Annotated in this window: 22 protein-coding genes and 1 pseudogene; 15 read left to right on the top strand and 8 right to left on the bottom strand. The window is 41.2% G+C overall.

Annotated elements, in window-relative coordinates; translation table 11 throughout:
• Positions 1-94 precede the first annotated feature (94 nt).
• The gene (rbsK, locus tag RS893_RS23780; RefSeq protein ID WP_315788149.1) at positions 95-1,030 is read left to right on the top strand and encodes a ribokinase; all 936 of its coding nucleotides are present in this window, start codon (positions 95-97) and stop codon (positions 1,028-1,030) included.
• On the opposite strand, the gene RS893_RS23775 is transcribed toward rbsK, so the two are convergent.
• A complete protein-coding gene (locus RS893_RS23775; RefSeq protein WP_315792085.1) occupies positions 1,014-1,631 on the bottom strand; it encodes a methyltransferase domain-containing protein in 618 nt (205 codons plus the stop codon). The two genes, rbsK and RS893_RS23775, sit on opposite strands and share 17 nt — an antisense overlap.
• A gap of 535 nt (positions 1,632-2,166) precedes the next feature.
• Between RS893_RS23775 and RS893_RS23770 the strand changes: the two genes are divergently transcribed.
• From RS893_RS23770 to RS893_RS23755, 4 genes are all read left to right on the top strand, one after another.
• Positions 2,167-2,559: a hypothetical protein gene (locus tag RS893_RS23770; protein ID WP_315788148.1), complete on the top strand. Its 393-nt coding sequence runs from the start codon at positions 2,167-2,169 to the stop codon at positions 2,557-2,559.
• A gap of 234 nt (positions 2,560-2,793) precedes the next feature.
• Positions 2,794-3,882, top strand: a complete 1,089-nt coding sequence (locus RS893_RS23765; RefSeq protein ID WP_315788147.1) for a potassium channel family protein — start codon at positions 2,794-2,796, stop codon at positions 3,880-3,882.
• Positions 3,883-3,977: 95 nt separating this feature from the next.
• Positions 3,978-4,214: a hypothetical protein gene (locus RS893_RS23760; protein WP_315788146.1), complete on the top strand. Its 237-nt coding sequence runs from the start codon at positions 3,978-3,980 to the stop codon at positions 4,212-4,214.
• Positions 4,215-4,974: 760 nt separating this feature from the next.
• The gene (locus RS893_RS23755) at positions 4,975-5,388 is read left to right on the top strand and encodes a hypothetical protein (protein ID WP_315788145.1); all 414 of its coding nucleotides are present in this window, start codon (positions 4,975-4,977) and stop codon (positions 5,386-5,388) included.
• Between the two features lie 124 nt (positions 5,389-5,512).
• On the opposite strand, the gene RS893_RS23750 is transcribed toward RS893_RS23755, so the two are convergent.
• Positions 5,513-6,631, bottom strand: a complete 1,119-nt coding sequence (locus tag RS893_RS23750) for a ferrochelatase (protein ID WP_315788144.1) — start codon at positions 6,629-6,631, stop codon at positions 5,513-5,515.
• 373 nt (positions 6,632-7,004) lie between these two features.
• Here RS893_RS23750 and RS893_RS23745 point away from each other — a divergent pair, with 373 nt between their 5' ends.
• The 9 genes and pseudogenes from RS893_RS23745 to RS893_RS23710 all read left to right on the top strand — a co-directional run bounded on the left by RS893_RS23745 (position 7,005) and on the right by RS893_RS23710 (position 18,093).
• The gene (locus RS893_RS23745) at positions 7,005-7,577 is read left to right on the top strand and encodes a hypothetical protein (protein ID WP_315788143.1); all 573 of its coding nucleotides are present in this window, start codon (positions 7,005-7,007) and stop codon (positions 7,575-7,577) included.
• Between the two features lie 214 nt (positions 7,578-7,791).
• Complete coding sequence (locus tag RS893_RS23740; protein ID WP_315788142.1) at positions 7,792-9,054, top strand: MFS transporter; 1,263 nt, start codon at positions 7,792-7,794, stop codon at positions 9,052-9,054.
• 281 nt (positions 9,055-9,335) lie between these two features.
• The gene (gene ilvB / locus RS893_RS23735; protein ID WP_315788141.1) at positions 9,336-11,255 is read left to right on the top strand and encodes a biosynthetic-type acetolactate synthase large subunit; all 1,920 of its coding nucleotides are present in this window, start codon (positions 9,336-9,338) and stop codon (positions 11,253-11,255) included.
• Between the two features lie 957 nt (positions 11,256-12,212).
• Positions 12,213-14,741, top strand: a complete 2,529-nt coding sequence (locus RS893_RS23730) for a mannose-1-phosphate guanyltransferase (RefSeq protein ID WP_315788140.1) — start codon at positions 12,213-12,215, stop codon at positions 14,739-14,741.
• Between the two features lie 302 nt (positions 14,742-15,043).
• Positions 15,044-16,435: a malic enzyme-like NAD(P)-binding protein gene (locus RS893_RS23725; protein WP_315788139.1), complete on the top strand. Its 1,392-nt coding sequence runs from the start codon at positions 15,044-15,046 to the stop codon at positions 16,433-16,435.
• 87 nt (positions 16,436-16,522) lie between these two features.
• Positions 16,523-16,825 (top strand): annotated as a pseudogene (locus RS893_RS23720) (flagellar assembly protein H); the annotation flags it as partial.
• A 185-nt stretch (positions 16,826-17,010) separates the two neighbouring features.
• On the top strand, positions 17,011-17,661 hold the full coding sequence (locus tag RS893_RS23715; protein ID WP_315788138.1) for a DUF4351 domain-containing protein: 651 nt from the start codon (positions 17,011-17,013) through the stop codon (positions 17,659-17,661).
• A 48-nt stretch (positions 17,662-17,709) separates the two neighbouring features.
• Positions 17,710-17,847: a DUF6888 family protein gene (locus RS893_RS30380; protein WP_396336382.1), complete on the top strand. Its 138-nt coding sequence runs from the start codon at positions 17,710-17,712 to the stop codon at positions 17,845-17,847.
• 45 nt (positions 17,848-17,892) lie between these two features.
• Positions 17,893-18,093 (top strand): DUF6887 family protein, encoded by a 201-nt coding sequence (locus RS893_RS23710; protein WP_315788137.1) that lies wholly within the window; start codon positions 17,893-17,895, stop codon positions 18,091-18,093.
• Between the two features lies 1 nt (position 18,094).
• Here the strand turns inward: RS893_RS23710 and RS893_RS23705 are convergent, their stop codons facing one another.
• The 5 genes from RS893_RS23705 to RS893_RS23685 form a co-directional block, all read right to left on the bottom strand.
• Entirely contained in the window at positions 18,095-18,220 is a 126-nt protein-coding gene (locus RS893_RS23705; protein ID WP_315788136.1) for a hypothetical protein, read from the bottom strand.
• A gap of 79 nt (positions 18,221-18,299) precedes the next feature.
• Positions 18,300-19,046 (bottom strand): creatininase family protein, encoded by a 747-nt coding sequence (locus RS893_RS23700; RefSeq protein WP_315788135.1) that lies wholly within the window; start codon positions 19,044-19,046, stop codon positions 18,300-18,302.
• An 81-nt stretch (positions 19,047-19,127) separates the two neighbouring features.
• The gene (locus tag RS893_RS23695; RefSeq protein ID WP_315788134.1) at positions 19,128-19,400 is read right to left on the bottom strand and encodes a cupin domain-containing protein; all 273 of its coding nucleotides are present in this window, start codon (positions 19,398-19,400) and stop codon (positions 19,128-19,130) included.
• A 21-nt stretch (positions 19,401-19,421) separates the two neighbouring features.
• Positions 19,422-19,781 carry a Mo-dependent nitrogenase C-terminal domain-containing protein gene (locus tag RS893_RS23690; protein WP_315788133.1) on the bottom strand — a complete coding sequence of 120 codons (360 nt, stop codon included), beginning with the start codon at positions 19,779-19,781 and terminating at the stop codon, positions 19,422-19,424.
• 928 nt (positions 19,782-20,709) lie between these two features.
• A complete protein-coding gene (locus RS893_RS23685; RefSeq protein WP_315788132.1) occupies positions 20,710-21,123 on the bottom strand; it encodes a lysozyme inhibitor LprI family protein in 414 nt (137 codons plus the stop codon).
• 294 nt (positions 21,124-21,417) lie between these two features.
• Here RS893_RS23685 and RS893_RS23680 point away from each other — a divergent pair, with 294 nt between their 5' ends.
• On the top strand, positions 21,418-22,158 hold the full coding sequence (locus RS893_RS23680) for a TerC family protein (protein WP_315788131.1): 741 nt from the start codon (positions 21,418-21,420) through the stop codon (positions 22,156-22,158).
• Between the two features lie 110 nt (positions 22,159-22,268).
• Here RS893_RS23680 and ndk read toward each other — a convergent pair whose 3' ends face one another.
• Positions 22,269-22,718: a nucleoside-diphosphate kinase gene (gene ndk / locus RS893_RS23675; RefSeq protein ID WP_315788130.1), complete on the bottom strand. Its 450-nt coding sequence runs from the start codon at positions 22,716-22,718 to the stop codon at positions 22,269-22,271.
• Positions 22,719-22,774: the final 56 nt, after the last annotated feature.

Raw genomic sequence — 22,774 nt, 5'->3', positions numbered from 1 at the left:
GTAATTGGTAATGTAAGATACTGATAATTTCCCATGCCCAATGCCCAACGCCTAATAACGAAGCATTATATCGTAAGCAATAGCCGAACTTGATATGACAGTTATCGTCTTCGGTAGTATCAATCTAGATTTGGTTGCAACTGCACCTCGTTTACCACTTCCAGGAGAAACATTGTTAGGACATGATTTTTTGAAAGTCCCTGGGGGTAAAGGTGCAAATCAAGCAGTTGCATTAGCACGACTGGGAATTCCTACACAAATGGTAGGACGTGTGGGCGCACAAAGTTTTAGTGCAGAGCTAATTAGTAGTTTGCAGGCTGCTGGTGTGCAAACTGAAAATGTATTGGTAGACGAAACTGTCAGTTCTGGTGTTGCGATCATTATCATCGACGATGCAGGTCAAAATCAAATAGTTGTCATTCCGGGTGCAAATGGATGCGTTAATCAAGAAGATGTAACCAGAATGTCGCGTCTATTGCCAGAAAGTTCTGCACTTCTTTTACAATTAGAAATTCCCATATTTACGGTAGTTGCAGCAGCACAAGCAGCAACAACAGCAGGAGTAAAGGTAATTCTTGATCCTGCACCTGCCCAGTCTAATTTACCAAATGAACTTTACCCCTTGGTAGATATCATCACTCCCAATGAAGTAGAAGCAGGGCAATTAGTAGGTTTTCCTGTCGATGGACAAGAGTCAGCAAAAAAAGCAGCCGAAGCTTTGCTAAATAGGGGTGTGAAAAATGCGATCATGAAATTAGGCGCACAAGGTGTAGTTGGTGCTACATCTGCTGAAACCTTTTTTGTACCTGCATTTACCGTCAAAGCGGTGGATACGGTTGCAGCTGGAGATGCATTTAATGGTGGTTTAGCTGCTGCACTTTCTCAAGGACTTCCTTTACGTCAGGCGATAGTTTGGGGTGCAGCAGCAGGTGCTATAGCAGCGACTAAATTAGGCGCACAAACTTCGCTTCCAGATCGGTTAACGTTTGATACTTTTCTCAAAGAAAGGGGAATTAGTCATCTAGGTTAGCTGGTACATTTTCCGGCACAATCCACAAGTAAACGTTTTTATTCTCTACCTGTACCACTTGTTGTGGTTTCCACTTGCCCATATTAAATCTGTGGGAAACAATGCGAGTACCTGGTTTGAGTTCCTTTAACAGCTTGGGTCGTAGTTTTAAATTGATATCTGGTAGTAAGTAGAGTGTTACTACTGTGGCATCTGTTAAATTAGTTTGAAATAAGTCTTGCTGACGAAACTCAACGCGATCGCTCACTCCTGCTTTTTGAGCATTGTTACGGCTTTGTTGCACAAGTCGAGGATTAATTTCCACACCTACAGCACGACTAGCATTGTATTTCTTTACAGCAGTAATAGGAATTCGCCCATCACCACTACCCAAGTCATAAACGACATCATTGCTGTTGACTTTTGCTAGTTCCAGCATTGTGTTAACTACTCGTTGTGGTGTTGGCACATAAGGCACATCTGCTTGCTTTTCTTGAGGTTTATTGACAGGAGTAGGGACTTGTGCATCTGCCTCAAAATCACCTGTTAAAGTGCTTCCTGTCATACCAAATACAGCACTAACTCCGGTGATTAGTAACAACAGAATTCTTTGAGAAATCATCATAGATATGCCCCAATCTAACTAGTTAATATTAAAACTAGACTATGCATCAAAAAACTTCTCATAGCACAACTTTTCTATTCAAACCAAGCATACCGCTAATCAAGCGATCGCTCAGTGATTAATAAGGGAACTCTTAACGAGCAACCGAGGATAATGGAAGGGGAACTATTACCCCAACCAAAACTTGCCATTTATAGAAGTGGGAGTCTCTTACTCCCGAATCAGGTACAGGAAATAGGAAAATCTGTTCCCTATTTTCTATTTCCTGTTCTCTTCTTCAATGATTGTCCATACTTAATCCCAAGAATTTATTCTTATTCCTTTTGGCATAAATCTACTATCTATAAGCAAATCTCTTGACAGATATATTCTTATATAAAGTTTGCTACATCTATAATATTGGTCTTGTTCGTAATCAATATTGAAACGTCACTCTCTACCCAAAGAGTAGAAATTTTGACATTATGAATTTGTCAGCTTTATGCAAGTCATTCAACAATGCGGTAAATAAATTTCACAAAGGCTTCTCTATATGTATATTCAGGCAAAATTTATAAAACATCTCGCAGCTGCAACAAATTTAAATCAGACTCTTCAAGGTGAAGTAAAAGTAGATAATAGCCAAGTTGATGGAGGAAATCTCCCCTATGCAAAAATTATTATTGCTGGAGGTTCTTTCGGCTTCATAATAATTTGGGCATTATTTTTAGTATTTTTGTCCAGAATGAGGAGACTTGCACAAGATAATAAGTTATTTTTCTCTGTCCAACCCTCACATAAAGTTCCCTGTAGAAACTGTCATTATTTTTCCCACAACCATCATCTGAAGTGTGCAGTGCAACCTTCTATCGTTTTAACAGAAGAAGCAATCAATTGCACTGATTACTGTCCCAAACATGAAAAAAATACCAGCAAAAATCACTGATATTATGGAATGAATATTGACATATTTTCATACTATAAGCTTCTAATTTTCTGATTCATTTTCATTAATTTTAGTTCACATTGCCATTTCTATTATTGTTGTAATAGTTGTCATTATGCTTCTAGGAACTTTTTTAAGTAGTTAGGCAAAATTAAATTCATTCATAGAGTTAGGCAATAGGTAACAGGCAATAGAGAAACAATAATGTTGTCGTAAATTATATAGCAATTGGCAATGGGATTATTAGTGCAGATAGTTGGTGCGGGGCTGGTAATTGTATCACTTATAGACATTTATCTAACTGTGTTGTTTCCTCGCCTTGGCAGTAGCTTAGTTAGTCTGCCATTAGGCAAAAAAATGTGGCGGTTGTTTCGATCGCTGGTGCGTACTGTTCCCTGCAAGGACGAAAAATTACTTTCCCATAGTGGCCCTGGACTAATCATCGTAACAGTAACATTATGGGTATCCTTGCTAATCTGTGGATTTGCTTTAATCGTCTGGGTTGATTTGGGTTCGGCTATTCAATCCAATGATGGGTGGACTGATACTAATTTTGTTAGCGCGCTTTACTACAGTGGCTTTTCACTTACGACGCTTGGAACAGGAGATTTGACACCAAAAACAGACTTTCAACGACTGCTGATGATATTAGAAGCAGCACTTGGCTTTTCGATCTTTACCTTAACTATTACTTATCTGTTATCAATTTATAGCGCCCTCATCAGACGCAACACCTTTGCTTTGAGCTTACACCACCGCTCTGCTGGTACAGCAGACGCAGCAGAAATACTAGCCAGGTTGGGAGCTAGTGGCGAACTCAGTGGTGTGCAGCAAGATATTTCCAATATGGCAAGAGATTTAATTAATTTGCTTGAATCGCAGCATTCTTACCCAGCGTTACTGTTTTTCCGCTTTCGGCAAGCTTATTATGCTCTACCACGAATACTGCTTTTAGCAATGGATACAGCTACTTTGATTAAAAGTGCATTGAACACTGAAAAGTATCGTTCACTAGTACATTCCACAGCAATAGCAGAATTATGGGGTGGAAGTCTACAACTGGTGACTGAGTTATCTAACTTTTTTTTGCCTAAGAGTCGTTCAAATTTCCATATTAATGAGTTGCAAGAGCAGGTGTGGCGAAAGCGATATTATTACGCAGTGGAAAAGTTGAGAGCTGAGGGAATCGAGACAGCAATAGATTTAGAGACAGGTGCATCTTTGTACATCTCTCTACGCCGCAAGTGGAATCCCTATTTAATTGGGCTGGCTAATTACATGGGTTATGACTGGCGTGAAATAGATCCCTATGAAAAGAATTGAGTCTAGCTACCGCAATAGCAACTAACTTAAATTAACTGTTCTCCCCCTTGTCTCCCCTCCCTTGTCTCTGTTGTCGCCAATGCATGAGACTTGTAGTGAAACGGTATCAGGGGGTAGTTGGAGTCACCGTTGGAGTTGCTGGCGGAACTCCTACTGGTGAAGTATCTGCGGGTGATGGAGTAGCAGCAGGTGTTGTAGTTGTTGGGGTTTGTGTAGCAGGCTCACAAGCACCCATAAGTATGCTTATGCCAACAGTTGAAGCTAGAAAAAGTAATTTTTTGTTCATAACTCCTCCTTTGAGAATTGAGAGGATGAGCAAAGAAGTTATTTAGAGATTTGTTTTATCGTGAGTGATTTGGTCATCCTTTACATCCACCAATAGTAGTAGCACATATTTTTGTACTAACTATTGCTCTTTCACACCCATTTGTCAGGAGAGCGATCGCCACCCCTATCAACCAAAATTTTCTCAAAGTAGTCATTGGGTAAGTTTTAATCAGTTTTTACCTTGATCAACAAACACTTGTAGTAGATTCAAATTCACCTCTAATCAAGTTGTTCAACTCCAAGTCTCGACAGCATCTGGCAATAGAAATATTTGCTTATTTGCCCAAAAAATTGAGGAACAATCAAGTTGATATTCACTATCAGTATCAAAAATAAATAAATTACTTAATTCCATTAATTCGGCGTTTTTTATGTCATTTTTTTGATGATTTTTACCTTCTATTTTTACAATCTTTTTCTTGCATCAACTTAGAGAAAATTACTAGTTATTACTTCAATAAAAAATTAACTTTTGATTGGAAAATCCAAATCAAACTATAGATAGAGAAATAATAAAATTTCGATTCCTAGACTTGATGAAAAATGTTCGACTCTAATACTTTTTGGCAATCAATTTCTGCATTAAAAACTTATCTCTCAGTCGACATTTAAAAATTTAATCTCATGCAAAATTTAACAAATAATTATTAATCAATTAATAAATTAGTTAATTGATTAGTTGATGTTGCTATCTCTGACACAAGTTCTGAAACTGAGGATAGTGACAGATTTGTTGATCAAATTTCTCACATGGAGTTTTCAGCTATGAATACAAAAAATTCTAATAATTTCTTCAAGAGCATTGCCACTTTGGTTAGTATTGCTAGCGTTAGTGCTTTCTTTAGTCTCCCAACCAAAGCTCAAGTCAATCCTAATCCTACCATTTTTGAAGAGTATTCCCATAAGGGTAATCTTGCTCAAACTACCCCTGGTGTAGGTCAAGACAGCAATACTTCTCCTGGTACAACCACCCCTGGCGTTACTCAACCAGGTACAACCACCCCTGGCGTTAATCAACCAGATACAACCACCCCTGGCGTTACTCAACCAGATACAACCACCCCTGGCGTTAATCAACCAGATACAACTACCCCTGGCGTTACTCAACCCGTGCAAAACACAACTACACCAGGAACTAATCAAAGAAATAATGGTAATGGCGTACGGGCTTTGTGGTAAATCAAAATAATACCCCTGAACTTGCCATGATCTGGAGAATAGGGAGTTGACAAGGTGAGTATTCATTCATACTCAAAATCACAAACCTATACCTGTCAGCCCCCTTTTTCCCCTCTTAATTTACTTAATGATGGTGATGGTGATGATGGGCTACTGCTAGTTGTGGGTTAACTGTCATTGCTTCTTCTGACAACAACTCAGCAATGTGAGGATTCGCCCATTGTGCTGCCATTGCTAAGAAGTCTGGGTGGTCATTAACACAAGGCATTTGCACGTAGTTGATCTGAGAATGTTTTTTCTCTAGCGCGTGAATAATGTGATGTACATCTAAGAGAGTTTCGTGGTTTTCTGTGGCAAAGCCAATAGGCATAAACATCACAGCTTTTGCGCCCAACTGAATGAGGTTTTTCGCTGCTTGTTCAACATTGGGCTGCGTCCATTCAATCAGTGGTGTATCGTGATTTAACCAACCGATGGAAATCAAAGGATAGCGGTTGATTAATTTATCCCGGATCAAGTCGTAGAGTGCTTGACTTTCGGTAATTCCGGAGGTGAAGCCTTTGGCTTTGTGGGGACAACCGTGATTCATCAAGACAATACCAATTTCTGCTGGTAGATAGGCAGCAGCTAAATCACTAGCTATTTTCTTTTCTACTAGATGCACCATCATGTCAATGTAGGCAGCTTCGTTGTAAAAAGAAGGAATGTAGCGTAGCCCTTTTACCCAGTGTTTGCTACCATCAGTCAACTGGGATAAAGCTTTATTGACCTGCTCGATCGCAATCCCACTGGTGAAGATAGAATCAACTACCAACAGTGGGTAAATTAAAAGTTTATCAAAACCTTGATTTTTGATTTCTGCTAGCACCTGATGAGGAAGAAATGGGGCGCAGAAGTTGAAGGCTTTGAAAACTTGGACGTGATCGCCCCACTTCTGCTGTAAATTCTTCTCAATACCAGCACGCTGCTTTTCAAAAATAGCATTGTGGGGAGAAATAAAATCATTGTGTTGGTGACCCCACTCATGGCGATCAAATAAAGCCAAAATTCTAGCTAAGGGAGGATAAATCCAAGCTGGTACTGGTGCAAATTTTGCTGTTAGTAAATGTAATGCTTGTTCGTTATAGTTAGCAAAATCTTCATAGCTTTCGACTTCGCCATAGCCCATCAGCAACACAGCTACTCGCTGTTGATTTGATGATTGCTCATGGTTATGTTCTAATTTTTCTGGTGTGGCAACCACAATTTTATTCCTCAATAAATTTCGGTTGTTGTTTTTCTTACTTATTAATCTATTATCCCATCCCCCTGGATAGGATATATACAAAAAGAAATACATTGATTCAAAATTTTATACCTAAGAATGACTTAGTAGGGGCGCTTTCAAGAAATAAGGCAGTGTCAATGAAAAAATTTCACCGCCAAGCATGAAAAACCTCACCCCCACCCCCTCTCCTTAGTAAGGAGAGGGGTGGCGTAGCCGGGGTGAGGTAACTTTGAAATTAGAGGGCTAGGTGCTTTAACCTTTACTTATTGGCACTTAAGTAATTATTGTGATATTTGTGACATTGAAATTCATAAACAATTATAATTGGGAAAGCTGTAATTAAATCCATATGAGTATAATTATTTGCCCAGGAATACATGAACAAGAATTAACCGACAAATTTGTCATGGCTTGGAAAGACTCAGTGATTAATAGTGTGCAATCTGCGAATTCAATAAATATACTTATTTACCCAGTAGAATTTTATTCTACATTCTCTGGGTTTCATATTTTACAGTTTTTACATCAGAACTTAGGAGATAGGCTAGAATCGCCAGTTATATTCGTTTGTTTTAGTGCTGGTGTAGTTGGAGCGATCGCAGCTGCATATTTATGGCAACTAATAGGAGGCAAAGTCAAGGCTTTTATTGCTATAGACGGATGGGGAGTACCATTGTGGGGAAACTTTCCTATCCATAGAATGAGCCATGATTACTTCACTCACTGGAGTTCTAAAATACTCGGCAGTGGTGAAAATAATTTTTATGCAGATCCAGCAGTTGATCACCTACAAATGTGGCGATCGCCCCAAAAGGTTCAAGGTTGGTGGGTAGACTCCTCGGTTGGGGAATCACTATCTAAGCAAAGTTTAACTGCGGCTGAATTTTTGCATAGACTATTGGTGCTATATGAGGAAAATTAATCCGGAAAATATAAGTATTAATCAGGAGTGAGAATTGAAGACAGTTAATCAGGGGAATAGGGGATCACAGAACAAGGGCTAGGATAGATTTTTATCTAATTCTCAATTCTCAATTCCCGATTTCCAATCCCCGCTCCCTAATCCCCGTTCGTTGCCCTAATCCCCACTCCCTACGGTTGTAGGGACCCCGAGTTCCCCTATTCCCTAACTACTGATGTTTCCAACTGAACCTGCTGCTGTAAATAAAGGATTTGGTGTCCTGCTGAGAAACCGTGGCTTTATGCTGCTGTGGATTGGACAGTTATTGTCCCAGCTTGCGGATAAAGTTTTCTTTGTTTTAATGATTGCCCTACTAGAAAACTATCCGCCTCCTGCGGGTTTAGCAGAAAATTCTATGTACTCAGCTTTAATGGTGGCGTTTACAGTCCCAGCAATTCTGTTTGGTTCTGCTGGAGGTGTATTTGTTGACCGCTTTCCCAAAAAGCTGATTATGGTTGGTTCAGATGTAGTACGCGGTCTATTGACACTGTTAATACCGTTTTTGCCACGAGAGTTTTTGATTCTACTAATACTAACTTTTGCAATCTCCACTGTGACGCAGTTTTTTGCACCGGCAGAACAGGCAGTCATTCCGCTATTAGTAAGGCGAGAAAACTTAATGGCAGCCAATGCCCTGTTTAGCAGCACAATGATGGGTGCTTTAATTGTGGGATTTGCGATCGGCGAACCGATGTTGAGTTGGGCAAAAAATTCACTCGGTCCCGATTATGGTCAAGAGTTGATAGTGGCAGTATTATACATGTCTTCTGCTGGGATGATGCAGCCAATTAACTTTAAAGACAACAGAACTACTGGCGATCAAGAAGCAACAATCCACCCTTGGGCGGACTTTAAACAAGGCTTGCGCTATCTCAAAAGAAATCGCTTGGTGTTAAATGCCATGCTGCAACTAGTAACCTTGTATTGCGTATTTGCAGCCCTAGTAGTATTGGCAATTCAATTAGCAGCAGAATTTGGCTTAAAAGAGAAACAATTTGGCTTTTTCTTAGCAGCAGCAGGTGTGGGGATGGTGATTGGAGCAGCAATTTTGGGTCATTGGGGTGATAAATTTCATCATAAGCCCTTACCCTTGATCGGGTTTTTAATGATGGCAGTGGTTTTAGGGACGTTCACTTTTGTCAACCAACTGTCATTGGCCCTAATACTTTGTGCTGTTTTGGGAATAGGTGCAGCCTTGATTGGTGTGCCAATGCAAACTTTAATTCAACAACAAACCCCACCTTCAATGCTTGGTAAAGTTTTTGGGTTTCAAAACCATGCCATTAATATTGCTCTTTCTGCACCCTTAGCAATCACTGGCCCAATCACTGATGCTTTAGGCTTGCGAAGTGTGCTAGTAGGAATGAGTGTGATAGTTGCTGTGATTGGTGTTTGGGCTTGGCAAAATACCCGTAAAGTTTTGCAAGACGTAATATAGAAGGATGTAGACGCGCCTTCTTCGGCTTCAAGGTAGAGTAGGGTGAAGGATGAAGTATGAATAAATATATTTTTTATGTTTTCTCCCTATACCCCTCATACTCCACCCTACGGGAAGCCTATGAGCGCGTCTACACACTCCCCACACTCCCCATCCCCCCATCCCCGCTTTCATGTCAGGGATAACTGATAATCTCAATAAACTATGAGAGTTTTAAATTAAAATGAAAATTTAACTACAGAAATTCAGAATTATCTTAGTTATACAGGTGAGGTTCGACTGTGCGTTCACGAAGTGTCTCCGTAGGAGAATCGCGTCCCCAAATTATTGCTCCACAAACCGAGAATCAAGCCCAGTCTAGTGTATCTCCATTGCCAGTCGTAACGCCCAGACGTGCATCTGGTGGTTTTGCGCTGCTTGACAGTCTAAAACGCCACGGCGTCGAATATATTTTTGGTTATCCTGGTGGTGCGATTCTACCAATTTATGATGATCTATACAAAGCAGAAGCTAGTGGTGATGGTATCAAGCACATCCTAGTTAGACATGAACAAGGTGCAGCCCATGCAGCTGATGGTTACGCCCGCGCTACAGGTAAGGTAGGGGTGTGCTTTGGTACATCAGGCCCAGGGGCAACTAACTTGGTGACTGGGATTGCCACTGCTTATATGGACTCGATCCCGATGGTGATTGTCACAGGACAAGTACCCCGCCATGCGATCGGTACAGATGCGTTTCAGGAAACTGATATTTACGGTATTACACTGCCTATTGTGAAGCACTCTTACGTAGTGCGCGACCCCAAAGATATGGCGCGGATTGTGGCTGAAGCATTCCATATTGCCGCAACAGGGCGACCAGGACCAGTTTTGATTGATGTCCCTAAGGATGTGGCATTTGAAGAATTTGACTATATACCTGTGCAACCAGGTTCAGCAAAGTTACCTGGATATCGCCCTACAGTTAAGGGAAATCCACGCCAGATCCATGCGGCAATTCAACTGATTCGTGAAAGTCGGCGTCCTTTGTTGTATGTTGGTGGAGGCGCGATCGCTTCTGGTGCCTACGCCGAACTTCAAGAATTGGCTGAGTTATTCCAAATCCCCATCACTACAACTTTGATGGGTTTGGGTGCTTTTGATGAGCATCATCCCTTATCTTTGGCAATGTTGGGAATGCACGGTACTGCTTATGCTAACTTTGCAGTTACCGATTGTGATTTACTCATCTGTGTCGGTGCCAGATTTGATGACCGGGTTACTGGCAAACTAGATGAATTTGCTTCCCGCGCTAAAGTAATTCATATCGACATCGACCCCGCAGAAGTCGGTAAAAATCGTGTTCCTGAGGTACCCATCGTTGGCGATGTTAAGAACGTATTGCAAGACATTTTACGCCGATGTGAAGAACTGGGTATCCAAGGTACACCCAACCAAACCCAAGAGTGGTTGAAATTAATTAATCGCTGGAAAGAAGAGTATCCTTTGGTTGTACCGCACCATGACGATAGCATCTCACCCCAAGAAGTGATTGTAGAGATCGCTCGCCAAGCACCCCATGCTATCTACACCACAGATGTGGGTCAACATCAAATGTGGGCAGCTCAATTTCTCAAAACAGGACCCCGGCGTTGGATTTCTAGCGGCGGTTTGGGAACAATGGGTTTTGGTTTGCCAGCAGCTATGGGTGCTAAAGTTGCTTTCCCGGATCAACAAGTCATCTGTATTAGTGGTGATGCCAGCTTCCAAATGTGTTTACAGGAACTTGGAACTATTGCACAGTATGGCATAAATGTCAAGACAGTTATTGTGAATAATGGTTGGCAAGGAATGGTGCGCCAGTGGCAACAAGCTTTCCACGGTGAGCGCTATTCTTGTTCCAACATGGAAGTGGGGATGCCAGATATTGAATTACTAGCAAAAGCTTATGGTATCAAAGGCATAATAGTTAACACCCAGGAAGAATTGACAGATGCGATCGCCCAAATGTTAGCTTATGACGGCCCGGTGATTCTTGATGTCCACGTTACCAAAGACGAAAACTGTTACCCAATGGTAGCTCCTGGCAAGAGCAACGCTCAGATGATCGGTTTGCCTAAGCAAGCACCGAAAGCTGACATCAAACCTGTTTATTGCAGTAATTGTGGTGCGAAAAACCTTCCCACCAATAATTTTTGTCCAGAGTGTGGAACGAAATTGTAATAAAGGTTTGTGGTCAGCGCTAAAGCGCTGACCACAAACCTTACAAAGTTAATTAACTTTGTTACAAAAGTTCATCTAAATTGATAGAATTTAAATCTCTGACTCAAAGTAGCAATATTGGTGCTGTTGAATAAAGCAAACAACCACCTGATATGATGATCAAAATCATGCAAGAATGTAATATTTATCTGCCCTTGAGTGCCTTTCTAAAGTTTTGCCGATAGGACTTATTTGTAATGTAAAAAACTGGCCACAATAAAGAAAATATCAAGCGATTAGTTGTACTGCGACTGAAATTTGTACTCCTATATCCGCTCCAGAATTTCCAAGCAAAACCTGCATAAGTAACTATCAATACAACAGTAATTAATCCACCCATTGCAATTTGCTCCACAATCAAAATAGAGAATTTGAGTTCAGTATTTGCGCGCGATCGCGAAATTTGATCATTTACACCAATCAAACATAACTAAACACCGTAGTTAAACACTCGAGTAGATAGATAATTCCTCATTATTCCAGTTTAAATTAGCTTCCCCCTTAGTATCCAGTTACTGTTCAGCAAGCTATTTGTAGCTTGGTTAAAATTAGGTATATGGGTATAAAGGTATGGGGGTGTAGGGAAAGGCAATTGTTTGTATATTTTACTGAACGCAGTTTCTGGCATAGTACTCAAAAATAATTGTAAAAACGAAAAATTCCAACATTTTCTCTTCATCCTTCACCCTACTCTACGAAAAGCCGAAGAAGGCGCGTCTACATCCTTCATCCTTCAGCCTCCTTGATTTTGTATCAACAAACAAGCTAGTGTGACGAGTAGATGTGCTTACATCTCGCTAGATGCATCTATTGGAAGTTCCTCAAACTTCAATATCCGTAGGACACTTAAGAAAGCAGACAAAACGGATTTGATTTGTCTTGACGCAGCAAGTGGTGCATACAGTTTAAGGAGGATTTATGAGAGCAGTACTGATGGCAGGGGGTTCGGGAACGCGGCTTCGTCCACTCACTTGTGACCTGCCTAAACCGATGGTACCCATCTTAAATCGACCAATTGCCGAACATATTATTAATCTTCTCAAACAGCATGATATTACAGAAATAGTTGCCACACTGCATTATTTACCTGATGCTTTGCGAGATTATTTTCAAGATGGCAGCGATTTTGGTGTACAAATTACTTACTCTGTGGAAGAAGACCAGCCTTTGGGTACTGCTGGGTGTGTGAAAAACATTGCTGAACTTCTAGATGAAACTTTTTTAGTAATTAGCGGTGATAGCATCACAGATTTTGACTTAACAGCTGCAATTGAATTTCACAAACAAAAGAAATCAAAAGCAACTTTGATTTTGACTCGTGTTCCGAATCCAATTGAATTTGGAGTGGTAATTACCGATGAAAACGATCGCATTTGCCGATTTTTAGAAAAACCCTCTACAAGCGAAATTTTTTCCGATACTGTTAATACCGGCGCTTACATTTTAGAACCAGAAGTTTTGGAATACCTACCTGCCAATACTGAATCAGACTTTTCCAAAGATTTGTTTCCTCTGTTATTGGCAAAAGGTGAGCCAATGTATGGTTACATCGCTAAAGGTTATTGGTGTGATGTTGGTCACTTAGACGCTTATCGTGAAGCTCAGTATGATGCATTAGAGCAGAAAGTAAAGCTGGATTTTCCCTATAAAGAAGAAACTCCCGGTGTATGGGTCGGTCAAAATACTTACATAGATCCGACAGCTAGAATTGAAGCCCCTGTCGTGATTGGTGATAATTGTCGTATCGGAGCCAGGGTACACATAGAACCAGGAACTGTAATTGGTGACAAGGTTACTATTGGGGCAGATGCTAATCTCAAGCGCCCAATTGTGTGGAATGGCGCCATCATCGGTGAAGAAGCACAGCTATCAGCTTGTGTAATTTCTCGTGGTACTCGTGTAGATCGTCGCGCCCATGTTTTGGAAGCTGCTGTAGTTGGTTCTTTGTCTACGGTGGGAGAAGAAGCTCAAATTAGTCCTGGCGTGCGAGTTTGGCCGAGTAAGAAAATTGATTCAGGAGCAATTTTAAATATCAACCTGATATGGGGAAATACTGCTCAGCGTAACTTATTTGGGCAACGGGGTGTACAAGGATTGGCAAATATTGACATTACCCCAGAATTCGCCGTCAAATTAGGTGCTGCTTACGGTTCCACCTTAAAACCTGGTTCCCGAGTTACGGTTTCTCGGGATCAACGTAATATCTCCCGCATGGTAACACGGTCATTAATTGCGGGTTTGATGTCTGTTGGTATTAATATTCAAAACCTAGACGCAACTGCTATCCCCATTGCCCGTACAGTCATACCCACAATGGGAGTCGCTGGCGGTATCCACGTCCGCGTACATCCGGATCGCCCAGACTATATCCTGATTGAATTTATGGATGCCAAGGGCATTAATATTTCCAAAGCCCAAGAAAAGAAAATTGAAGGGGCTTACTTTAAAGAAGATATGCGGCGATCGCTAATTCATGAGATTGGTGATGTTGCTTATCCCAGTCAAGTGGTTGATGAATACTGCATAGCCTTTGAGAAACTATTACACATAGATACACTCCGTAACAGTCGAGCCAAAGTAGTTATAGATTACGTCTATGCTGTCTCTGGGGCAGTTTTACCGCAAATGCTAGATAAATATGGCGCCGATGCAGTGGTATTGAATGCTAGTTTGAATAAGACTGCAATGTCTGCTACTGACCGGGAAGCACTATTAACACAGCTGGGTCATGTGGTAGAAGCGTTAAAGGCAAACTTTGGCGTCCAGGTTTCAGCTAATGGTGAACAGTTGATTCTAGTTGATGAATCCGGTATACCTATTCGTGGGGAAATGTTAACAGCACTGATGGTAGACATGATGTTAACTTCTAGCCCCAGAGGCACAGTAGTTGTACCAGTACATGCATCTAGTGCGGTAGAACAAATAGCCCGTCGTCACGATGGTAAGGTGATTCGTACCAAAGCTAATCCCACGGCCTTGATGGAAGCAAGCTACAAAAATGCAAATGTCGTTTTGGGAGGTAGTGCAGATACCGGCTTTATTTTCCCTCAACTGCATCCGGGTTTTGATGCCATGTTCTGCATTGCCAAATTAATTGAAATGCTAACAATCCAAGAGCGATCGCTAGCTTCAGTGCGAGCAGAATTACCACGAGTGATACACAAATCCCATATTATCCGTTGTCCTTGGACCGCTAAAGGGGCATTAATGCGTCATTTGGTCGAAACTCATCCAGCCCAAAACCTAGAATTAATTGATGGAGTGAAAATTTGTCAGCAATATGATGATAGTTGGGTGTTAGTATTACCAGATGCGAGTGAGCCACTAGTACATTTGTATGCTAATAGTAATGATCGCGATTGGGTGGATGAAACCTTGAGGAATTACCGCGCCCGTGTCCAGGCGTTTGTGGAAAGAGAACAAGAGCAAGTTGTCGCTGAGGTGTGAAGAAAATTAGGAACTAGAAGCAAAGCAGAGGGCAGTCCTGATAAAAAATTTCATAGACATGTATGAAAAACCTCACCCCCTCCCCCCTCTCCTTAGCAAGGAGAGGGGTGGCGTAGCCGGGGTGAGGTACTTTTAAGTCAGAAAGAATTTGTTTTTTCCTCTACCTTCTTAAACTAAGACACCAAGTAACATCGTTAGAGTACAATTGCTAGATTGTGATTTTGAGCTTACTAAATTTTCTGATTTGAGATTTTTAGAGTTAAATTCAATCTAAAATCTAAACTCTGTTACCCAAACCGATAATGACAGATCTTACCCCGAATTCTAGTTTTAGTTTGACACTGCGTCTGGAGATTCCTAACCGGATAGGCATGTTAGCTAGCGTTACTCAGGCGATAGCCACTACGGGTGGTAATCTTGGTCAAATTGATTTAATCGAACAAACTAGAGCTGTTTCGATTCGTGATCTCACCGTTGATGCTGCTAGTACTGAACACGCTGAAGCAATTGTACAAGCAGTTAAGGCTTTACCAGATATTAAATTACTAAATGTTTATGACCGCACCTTTAATCTACATCGGGGCGGCAAAATTAGTATTACCAGTAGAATTAGCCTCAAAAGTGTGTCTGACTTAGCAATGGCTTATACGCCGGGAGTCGGACGTATTTGTACAGCGATCGCTCAAAACCCAGAAGAAGTTTATAAATTAACTATTAAACAAAATACTGTAGCAATTGTAACTGATGGTAGCGCAGTTTTGGGTTTAGGTAATCTTGGTCCAGGGGCTGCTCTACCTGTAATGGAAGGAAAAGCAATGCTTTTCAAAGAATTTGCTGGCATTGATGCTTTCCCCATCTGTTTGGCTACCCAAGATACAGATGAAATTGTCCGTACTGTGAAAAATATTGCCCCTGTATTTGGTGGGGTAAATTTAGAAGATATTGCTGCACCTCGTTGCTTTGAAATAGAAGAAAGACTGCGGCGAGAGTTGGATATTCCCGTTTTTCATGATGATCAACATGGTACAGCGATCGTCACCTTGGCTGCACTGTTTAATTCTCTCAAGTTAGTGCATAAGTCAATGGAGCAAATTCGCATCGTCATTAACGGTGCTGGGGCTGCGGGAATTGCGATCGCTCGTTTATTGCAAAAAGCCGGGGCAGATAAAATTTGGATGTGCGACTCTAAAGGTATTCTTTCCAGCAGCCGCACCGACTTAACAGAAGAAAAACGGGAATTTGCAGTCAAAGCACAGGGTACTCTCGCAGGTGCAATGCAAGCAGCAGATGTGTTTATTGGTGTTAGCGGCCCGGGAGTCTTGACACCAGAAATGGTGCGTTCGATGGCAAAAGATCCGATTGTGTTTGCAATGGCCAATCCCATTCCGGAGATTCAACCAGAATTAGTCAGTAATGAAGTTGCGGTGATGGCAACTGGACGTAGTGACTACCCCAATCAAATAAATAATGTGTTGGCTTTTCCGGGGGTATTTCGTGGTGCATTAGATTGTCGGGCCGAAACAATTACCACTTCTATGTATTTAGAAGCAGCAAGTGCGATCGCTTCTTTAGTCAAACCATCTGATTTGGATCGCGAACATATCATTCCTTCTGTGTTTGATGAGCGAGTTGCTACTACTGTTGCGGCTGCGGTGCAACGGGCTGCACGCCAGGATGGTATTGCTCGTAGCTAGGGGTTAGGGACTGGGGACAGGGAGAGGGTTTTTGAGCAGTAGGTAGATTCCATCGCTTTTTATTTGGCAATCCGGTAAAATCCACAAATGATTGACCACGACCGCCTGTTTAAAGAACTCCTTTCCAACTTTTTCCCAGAGTTTATTGAGCTATTTTTCCCAGATGTTAGCGCATACTGGGAACCCGACTCGATAGAGTTTCTACCACAAGAAGTATTTACTGATGTTACTGAGGGAGAGCGAAAAATCCTCGATATCGTAGTGAAAGCTAAACTGAGAAATCAGCAAACTTTATTTATCATTCACACCGAACACCAATCTTATTCCCAAGCTGGTTTTGAGCGGCGAATGTTTAACTATTTTGCTCGCTTGCATGAAAAATATGCTCTCTGAGTGTACCCAATTGTTATTTATCTGCCCTTCGGGCAAGGCAGAAGGCACCAGGGCAGGAGGCTCAGTTGGGAAGAAAAGTTTGAAGGTATGCCTTTTGCCTTGACCAAATTGGGTTTAAGACCCCCACCAAATCGCAGATTTGGTGGTCTACAATTACTGGGGGTCAGAATCCCCCAGGAAAATTGAACCTTCTGCCAACTGAGCCTCCTGCCTCCTGCCTTCTTCAACCCCACGACACACCAACAATACCAGAACCTAACTCCTATCGCATTGATTTTCCTAACAAGAGAGTATTGGAGTTTAATTACGAAGTTATTCAGCTAAATAGATTACAATGGCAGGATTTTGTAAAACAGCAAAATCCCGTAGCGAGTGCCTTAATGACAAAAATGCGGATGGATGCTCAAGAACGCCCTACAGTCAAGTTGGTGTCACTCCAGTTACTTGCAAATTTGGGACTCAACCCCGCGCAAATACAGTTGATATCTGAGTTTATTGATACCTACCTCAAATTAGACGCCGAAGAAGAAGCACTCTTTGAGGAGCAACTTACTAGGATTGAACCAAGACAGCAGGAGGAAGTTATGCAAATTGTTACCAGTTGGATGGAAGAAGGTATACAGCAAGGACTGGAACAGGGAAGACAGCGAGAAGCTGCTTTGATTTTGCGACTACTAAACCGTCGTGTTGGTTCGGTGAGTCCGCCATTGCAAGAACGCATTCAGAATTTATCAATTACTGAGTTGGAGGATTTAGGTGAGGCGTTACTAGATTTTACTACTGTTGCTGATTTGGAAGCTTGGTTTGAAGCGTGCGATCGCTTCACTACCTAGCCAATGTTGCATTTATAATTCTCTGCTTGAGTCCATTATGATAAATGTATGAAAGAAGCGACGGGGGTGCAACTGAGAACTTTATATAGACTTTGCCATATTCTTACTAATGTAATGTTTCAACCAATCCATCTTGTGCGTCTTGATGAACGAACACTCAACCTGTTTTGTTTTAGCTGGACATGATGAAGTAATCGAGCTAGAAATTCAACCGGATGGGAGTATTGAACCATGACAAAAGTCAATTATGCAGCAATGAGCGATCAGGAGCTAAAGCGCTACATTCTTACCCATCGGGATGATCAGGAAGCATTTCATGTTTACATGGATCGACGGCGTTCCCGTCCTTGTGAAACTGCTATAAATTTTGATGACCTAGATTGGGAAAATAAAATAGTATCTGTAATTCAGGCACAGCTAAACTCTCACTAAGTTAATGGGATTTGTGGCATACTATCACACTCAATCCCATCAATAACTGTGCGATCGCTTGTTGATTTTCTTCGATTTCCAGAGTTTGGCGATCGCATAAAGTAGACCATGAGTGACGAGATCGCAAGTGAACTAAGATAACCTCTGCGACTCAATCATTTTGATCCCCTTGACTCAAACATGCTATTTTTGGAGTTTTCTAATAATTATTCTGCGCTCAAAAACTCCAAATACCCATGACTCAGTTCTTTCACCGCCAATTCATAAAACTGCTGGCCATGTTCGGGTGTTGCTAAAGCAGGGTTTGATCCCATCCTGCCATCTGGGTAATGCTGACGAAAGTCTTTGGCACCATATATTCTGTGTCCTTTGCCAACTTCTGGAGAAAGGGGTGCTTGCTTAATTGCTTCTGGATAGACAAATTGAGTTACCGCCACTTCACTTGGCGTTGCATGGGAACCTTCTTGATCCCCGTATAATTCTTTTGCTAACTTGAACACTGAACTACACATAAACCAGTTAGCAACTTGACATCGCACATTTTGACCATTGGGAATCTGCAAATCTTCTAGATGTGCATAAGTTTCTGAGAAAGCTGCTTTCAAGGTGGCGATGTTACCGCCGTGTCCATTGATAAAGTAGAACTTGGTAAAACCTGCTCTCGCTAAACAGGTGATGTAATCTCGCACAACTAGGATCATTGTGCTGGGGCGCAGACTAATTGTGCCGGGAAAAGTAGTATGATGCAGTGCCATGCCAACACTGATTGTAGGTGCAACTATGGCTTGGGTTGCTTCACCGACACCGCGGGCGATCGCTTCTGCACAAATCGCATCTGTACCAATTAATCCTGTCGGCCCATGTTGTTCTGTAGAACCAATCGGGAGAATTATCCCCTGAGATTTTTGCAGATATGCTTCGACTTCTTGCCAAGTACTTAAATGCAATAACATTTTGGTTATTTGTTGTTGGTTGGTTGTTGTTGGTTATTCTAACCACTGTACAGGTGCAAAACCTTGCGCCCCTACTAACCACTAACCAAAACAATAGTGCTTCTTGACATCGCTTCTAATTTCCCATGTACAGGACATACCTGCGGGAAAGGTAACTAAATCCCCTTTGCCCATTTGCACTGGTTGTCCGCCGTTGGGAGTGACAATAACATCGCCTTCTAAAAAGTAGCAGATTTCTTGAGAATCATAAGTCCAAGGAAATTTGGAGACTTCTTTGTGCCAAATATCCCATTTGGATACACCCAATTCCTCGAGGCGTTTTTGACTGGGTTGATGCTCAATCTGAATTTCCATGCTCTGTATGCTTAAATGTTTTCAACAGTAGGATTGAATATCTTCTCCACACTGATCTACTAAATAACACAAAGCCCGAAAACGCAAGCCAACAAATTGATCGTAAAGCGGGTTTAACTTACATATGGGTGGAATGTGGGCAACCTTGCGACCAAATAAAATAATATCCCGCTCAAAAGGACATTGGGCAGGGATCAATTTAGCAATAAATTTTGCCAATTTTTGATTTTGAATATCTAAGGAATCAAGCCATTGACGTAATGGTTGCAATAAATCAGATTGAGTTCTGCTGAAATAATTTTTTATTTGGGATTGATGATTATCTTTAGCGGGATTAACAAAGGCTGATAAAATAATATTTTGATTGCCAGTTTCAAGCATAATAATTACCCCTCCAATAAGTGGATTATTTACTGTGATTCTCTATTTATATTGACGCTTATTAAGTCATCAATAACTGTTCAACTAAATACAAAATAGCAAAAAAAATCTTAACTGTGTGCTTTTGCACTTATTGATTTCTAATTTCCGATATATATAATACCTATCTCGAATCTAAATTATTTACCTACTAATACACAGTACCTAGAGATGTAATTTCACAGGGAAAATCGTGGTTTTACTCTTTCTATAGCTAGATTACAGTAGGAATATTTTTGGGATGGACTGAAGTTTAGAGTATCTAGTCTCTGATAAAATGTTACCTGCGTTACAAAAGTTTATGATAAAAATATCTGAAAGTAATAATTACACATATTAATAATATTAAGCGATTATTAAAAAGAAGCTGATGAATATAAAATTTTGAATAAATCTCCCTTACTGATGAACTGGATACACCAAGTTGTATATATAAAAGGGAAGGCAGTTTTATAGTTGCTCATTTATATGTAATAGTTGCGATCGCTCACAACAAAAAAGCATAAGTTATGTTATTTATACTTCTTTGAAATCTTTAATGTCGAGCCTGTATTTAATAAGGTATTGTCTTGTTGGAAAAAGTAGTGTATGGAGCTATTGACAGCTGGAGCGATCGCGCTGGTACTATATTTGGGTGGCAAACTTGCTGGTTGGGGCATAGAAAAGGTTGATGATACATAACAACCCCATATTTAATTTTGGTTAACGCCAGCAGCTAAACTTCCTAAAATATATCCCCAACCCCAGCAATTCTAACTTTGTGGGGCGAGAAAAGGAACTTGCCACACTGCATGAAAAGTTGCATCAGTCAAACACTGTGGCAATTTCTGCTGTTGCGGGGCAGATCTATTGATTGTCGCTATCCTTAGTTATGGCGTGCCAGAGTCTTTTAGCGATTGTTTAATTCTTGCAATGATGAATTCAAATCTTGGGTGCGTTGCTGTGTGATCCGAGTTAAGCAATTAAGTTTGGTGGGTGATGCTAATGTACCGCCCTCAAATTGTCCAGCTTCAAATTCACAAGCTGTATCTCTAAATTTAATCCAAGCTAGCTGAGCATTAGTTAATCTCTTCTTTTGATTGGCGGTGATTTTTGTCTGCAAAGCTTTATAAACTTGATTTAGTTTTTGATCGGCTCCTTTATAGGCGCGATCGCTACAAATAATCATCTGTTGTGTGGTTTGAGGATTGTTACAGTTCACAGTTTGCGCTATCTGTTGAGAAGTGTCTCTAGCTAAGCTAGGCAATATATTCATAGCCAACAGTATAGGGGCAACAAGGGCAAGTAACTTGAAATTCATCATTCATTCTCAACCACATTCACCATCATCTTCCCATCAGAATTCCTCGCCTACACGTTAAGCTTGATTAAGGTAGCAATTTATTGCGCTTTTTATATTAATTTCTCTGTTACTGGTAACTTTTAACAGTTATCAGTTATCAGTGAGTAGTTATCAATTTTATTTGTGGGGTTATGGTTTCCTCGTTAATTTAGACTGAATGCTTTAATGGTGTTTCTTTATCTCTTACCATATGCCTGATAACTGTTTACTGTTCACTGTTCACTGATTTAATTTTCACTGCTTGAGAAACTCGGAATGCTAGACAAAATTTTTGACTACCTTAACTTTCATCTCAGCATTGAAGCGGCTATAGTCTTGCTGATCCTGATGTTTTTGGAGGCGGTGCTATCTGCTGACAACGCTATTGCCCTGGCTGCGATCGCTCAAGGACTGGGAGACAAAAAGCTTGAAAAGCAAGCGTTGAACATAGGTTTAGTTTTTGCCTATGTCCTACGAATTACCTTACTACTCACCGCTACTTGGGTGCAACAGTTTTGGCAATTTGAGTTACTAGGTGCAGCTTACCTTCTGTGGCTAGTATTCCAGCACTTCACGTCTGAAGAAGACGAAGAACATCACCATCACGGCCCCCGTTTTCATTCGTTGTGGCAAGTCATCCCCGTAATTGCCTTAACAGATTTAGCTTTTTCTTTGGATAGTGTCACCACTGCGATCGCTGTTTCTCAGGAAACTTGGCTTGTGCTAACTGGGACAACTATTGGTGTTATTACCCTGCGCTTTATGGCAGGTTTGTTTATCCGGTGGTTGGATGAATTTAAGAACCTAGAGGATGCAGGTTATATCACTGTTGCACTGGTAGGATTACGCCTCTTGATCCGGGTAGTAAATGAAGATTTAGTGCCACCACAATGGTTGATGATTACTGCGATCGCCCTAATTTTAACCTGGGGATTTTCCCAACGCACCCAGCCTGCATCAGTAACGGAACTGGAGAAGACAGAAGTAGTGCAGTCTAAAGAAGTTGAGGAAGTGTGAGGAGTAGGGGGAGTGTGAGGAGTAGGGGGAAGTGTGAGGAGTGGGGGAAGTCTGAAAAATATAATAAAGTCTTTTCTCCTCACACCCCTCACACCCCTCATCCTCTGAAATTACTCGTGCAACCAAGGTATTGAGTGCGGTTGCCAATTTACTAATTCTTCATCCTTAAACCACAAGGCAATTTCGCGCTGTGCGGTTTCAATAGCATCGGAACCATGAATGATATTGCGGCCAATATTGACGCCAAAGTCACCCCGAATTGTCCCGGGTTCTGCTGTTAAGGGGTTAGTTGCACCAATCATTTTCCTGGCAGCAGCAACAACGCCTTCACCTTCCCAAACCATTGCGACCACAGGACCGGAAGTAATAAACTCAACTAACCCTGCAAAAAATGGTCTTTCCTTGTGAACGTCGTAGTGGGCTTCAGCTAAATCTCGGCTAACATGCAAAAATTTTAAGCCAACTAGGGTAAAGCCCTTGGTTTCAAAGCGGCGGATAATTTCACCAGCTAATTTGCGCTGTACACCGTCAGGCTTAATGGCAATAAATGTGCGTTCCAAAGCTATCTCCTCAAACTGAATTAATTTGTCCTTTGTCCTTTGTCATTTGTCAATTG

Source organism: Fischerella sp. JS2 (assembly GCF_032393985.1).
In the GTDB taxonomy this organism is placed as follows: Bacteria; Cyanobacteriota; Cyanobacteriia; order Cyanobacteriales; family Nostocaceae; genus Fischerella.
Note: the sequence above shows the minus strand (reverse complement) of the source record. Positions and strands in the feature narration are given on the sequence as shown.

Excerpts from the sequence above, each read along its gene's own strand:
- rbsK (WP_315788149.1), top strand. The coding sequence starts at position 95 with ATGACAGTTATCGTCTTCGGTAGTATCAATCTAGATTTGGTTGCAACT.
- RS893_RS23775 (WP_315792085.1), bottom strand. The coding sequence starts at position 1,631 with ATGATTTCTCAAAGAATTCTGTTGTTACTAATCACCGGAGTTAGTGCT.
- RS893_RS23770 (WP_315788148.1), top strand. The coding sequence starts at position 2,167 with ATGTATATTCAGGCAAAATTTATAAAACATCTCGCAGCTGCAACAAAT.
- RS893_RS23765 (WP_315788147.1), top strand. The coding sequence starts at position 2,794 with ATGGGATTATTAGTGCAGATAGTTGGTGCGGGGCTGGTAATTGTATCA.
- RS893_RS23755 (WP_315788145.1), top strand. The coding sequence starts at position 4,975 with ATGAATACAAAAAATTCTAATAATTTCTTCAAGAGCATTGCCACTTTG.
- RS893_RS23745 (WP_315788143.1), top strand. The coding sequence starts at position 7,005 with ATGAGTATAATTATTTGCCCAGGAATACATGAACAAGAATTAACCGAC.
- RS893_RS23740 (WP_315788142.1), top strand. The coding sequence starts at position 7,792 with ATGTTTCCAACTGAACCTGCTGCTGTAAATAAAGGATTTGGTGTCCTG.
- RS893_RS23730 (WP_315788140.1), top strand. The coding sequence starts at position 12,213 with ATGAGAGCAGTACTGATGGCAGGGGGTTCGGGAACGCGGCTTCGTCCA.
- RS893_RS23725 (WP_315788139.1), top strand. The coding sequence starts at position 15,044 with ATGACAGATCTTACCCCGAATTCTAGTTTTAGTTTGACACTGCGTCTG.
- RS893_RS30380 (WP_396336382.1), top strand. The coding sequence starts at position 17,710 with ATGAAAGAAGCGACGGGGGTGCAACTGAGAACTTTATATAGACTTTGC.
- RS893_RS23710 (WP_315788137.1), top strand. The coding sequence starts at position 17,893 with ATGACAAAAGTCAATTATGCAGCAATGAGCGATCAGGAGCTAAAGCGC.
- RS893_RS23700 (WP_315788135.1), bottom strand. The coding sequence starts at position 19,046 with ATGTTATTGCATTTAAGTACTTGGCAAGAAGTCGAAGCATATCTGCAA.
- RS893_RS23695 (WP_315788134.1), bottom strand. The coding sequence starts at position 19,400 with ATGGAAATTCAGATTGAGCATCAACCCAGTCAAAAACGCCTCGAGGAA.
- RS893_RS23690 (WP_315788133.1), bottom strand. The coding sequence starts at position 19,781 with ATGCTTGAAACTGGCAATCAAAATATTATTTTATCAGCCTTTGTTAAT.
- RS893_RS23685 (WP_315788132.1), bottom strand. The coding sequence starts at position 21,123 with ATGATGAATTTCAAGTTACTTGCCCTTGTTGCCCCTATACTGTTGGCT.
- RS893_RS23680 (WP_315788131.1), top strand. The coding sequence starts at position 21,418 with ATGCTAGACAAAATTTTTGACTACCTTAACTTTCATCTCAGCATTGAA.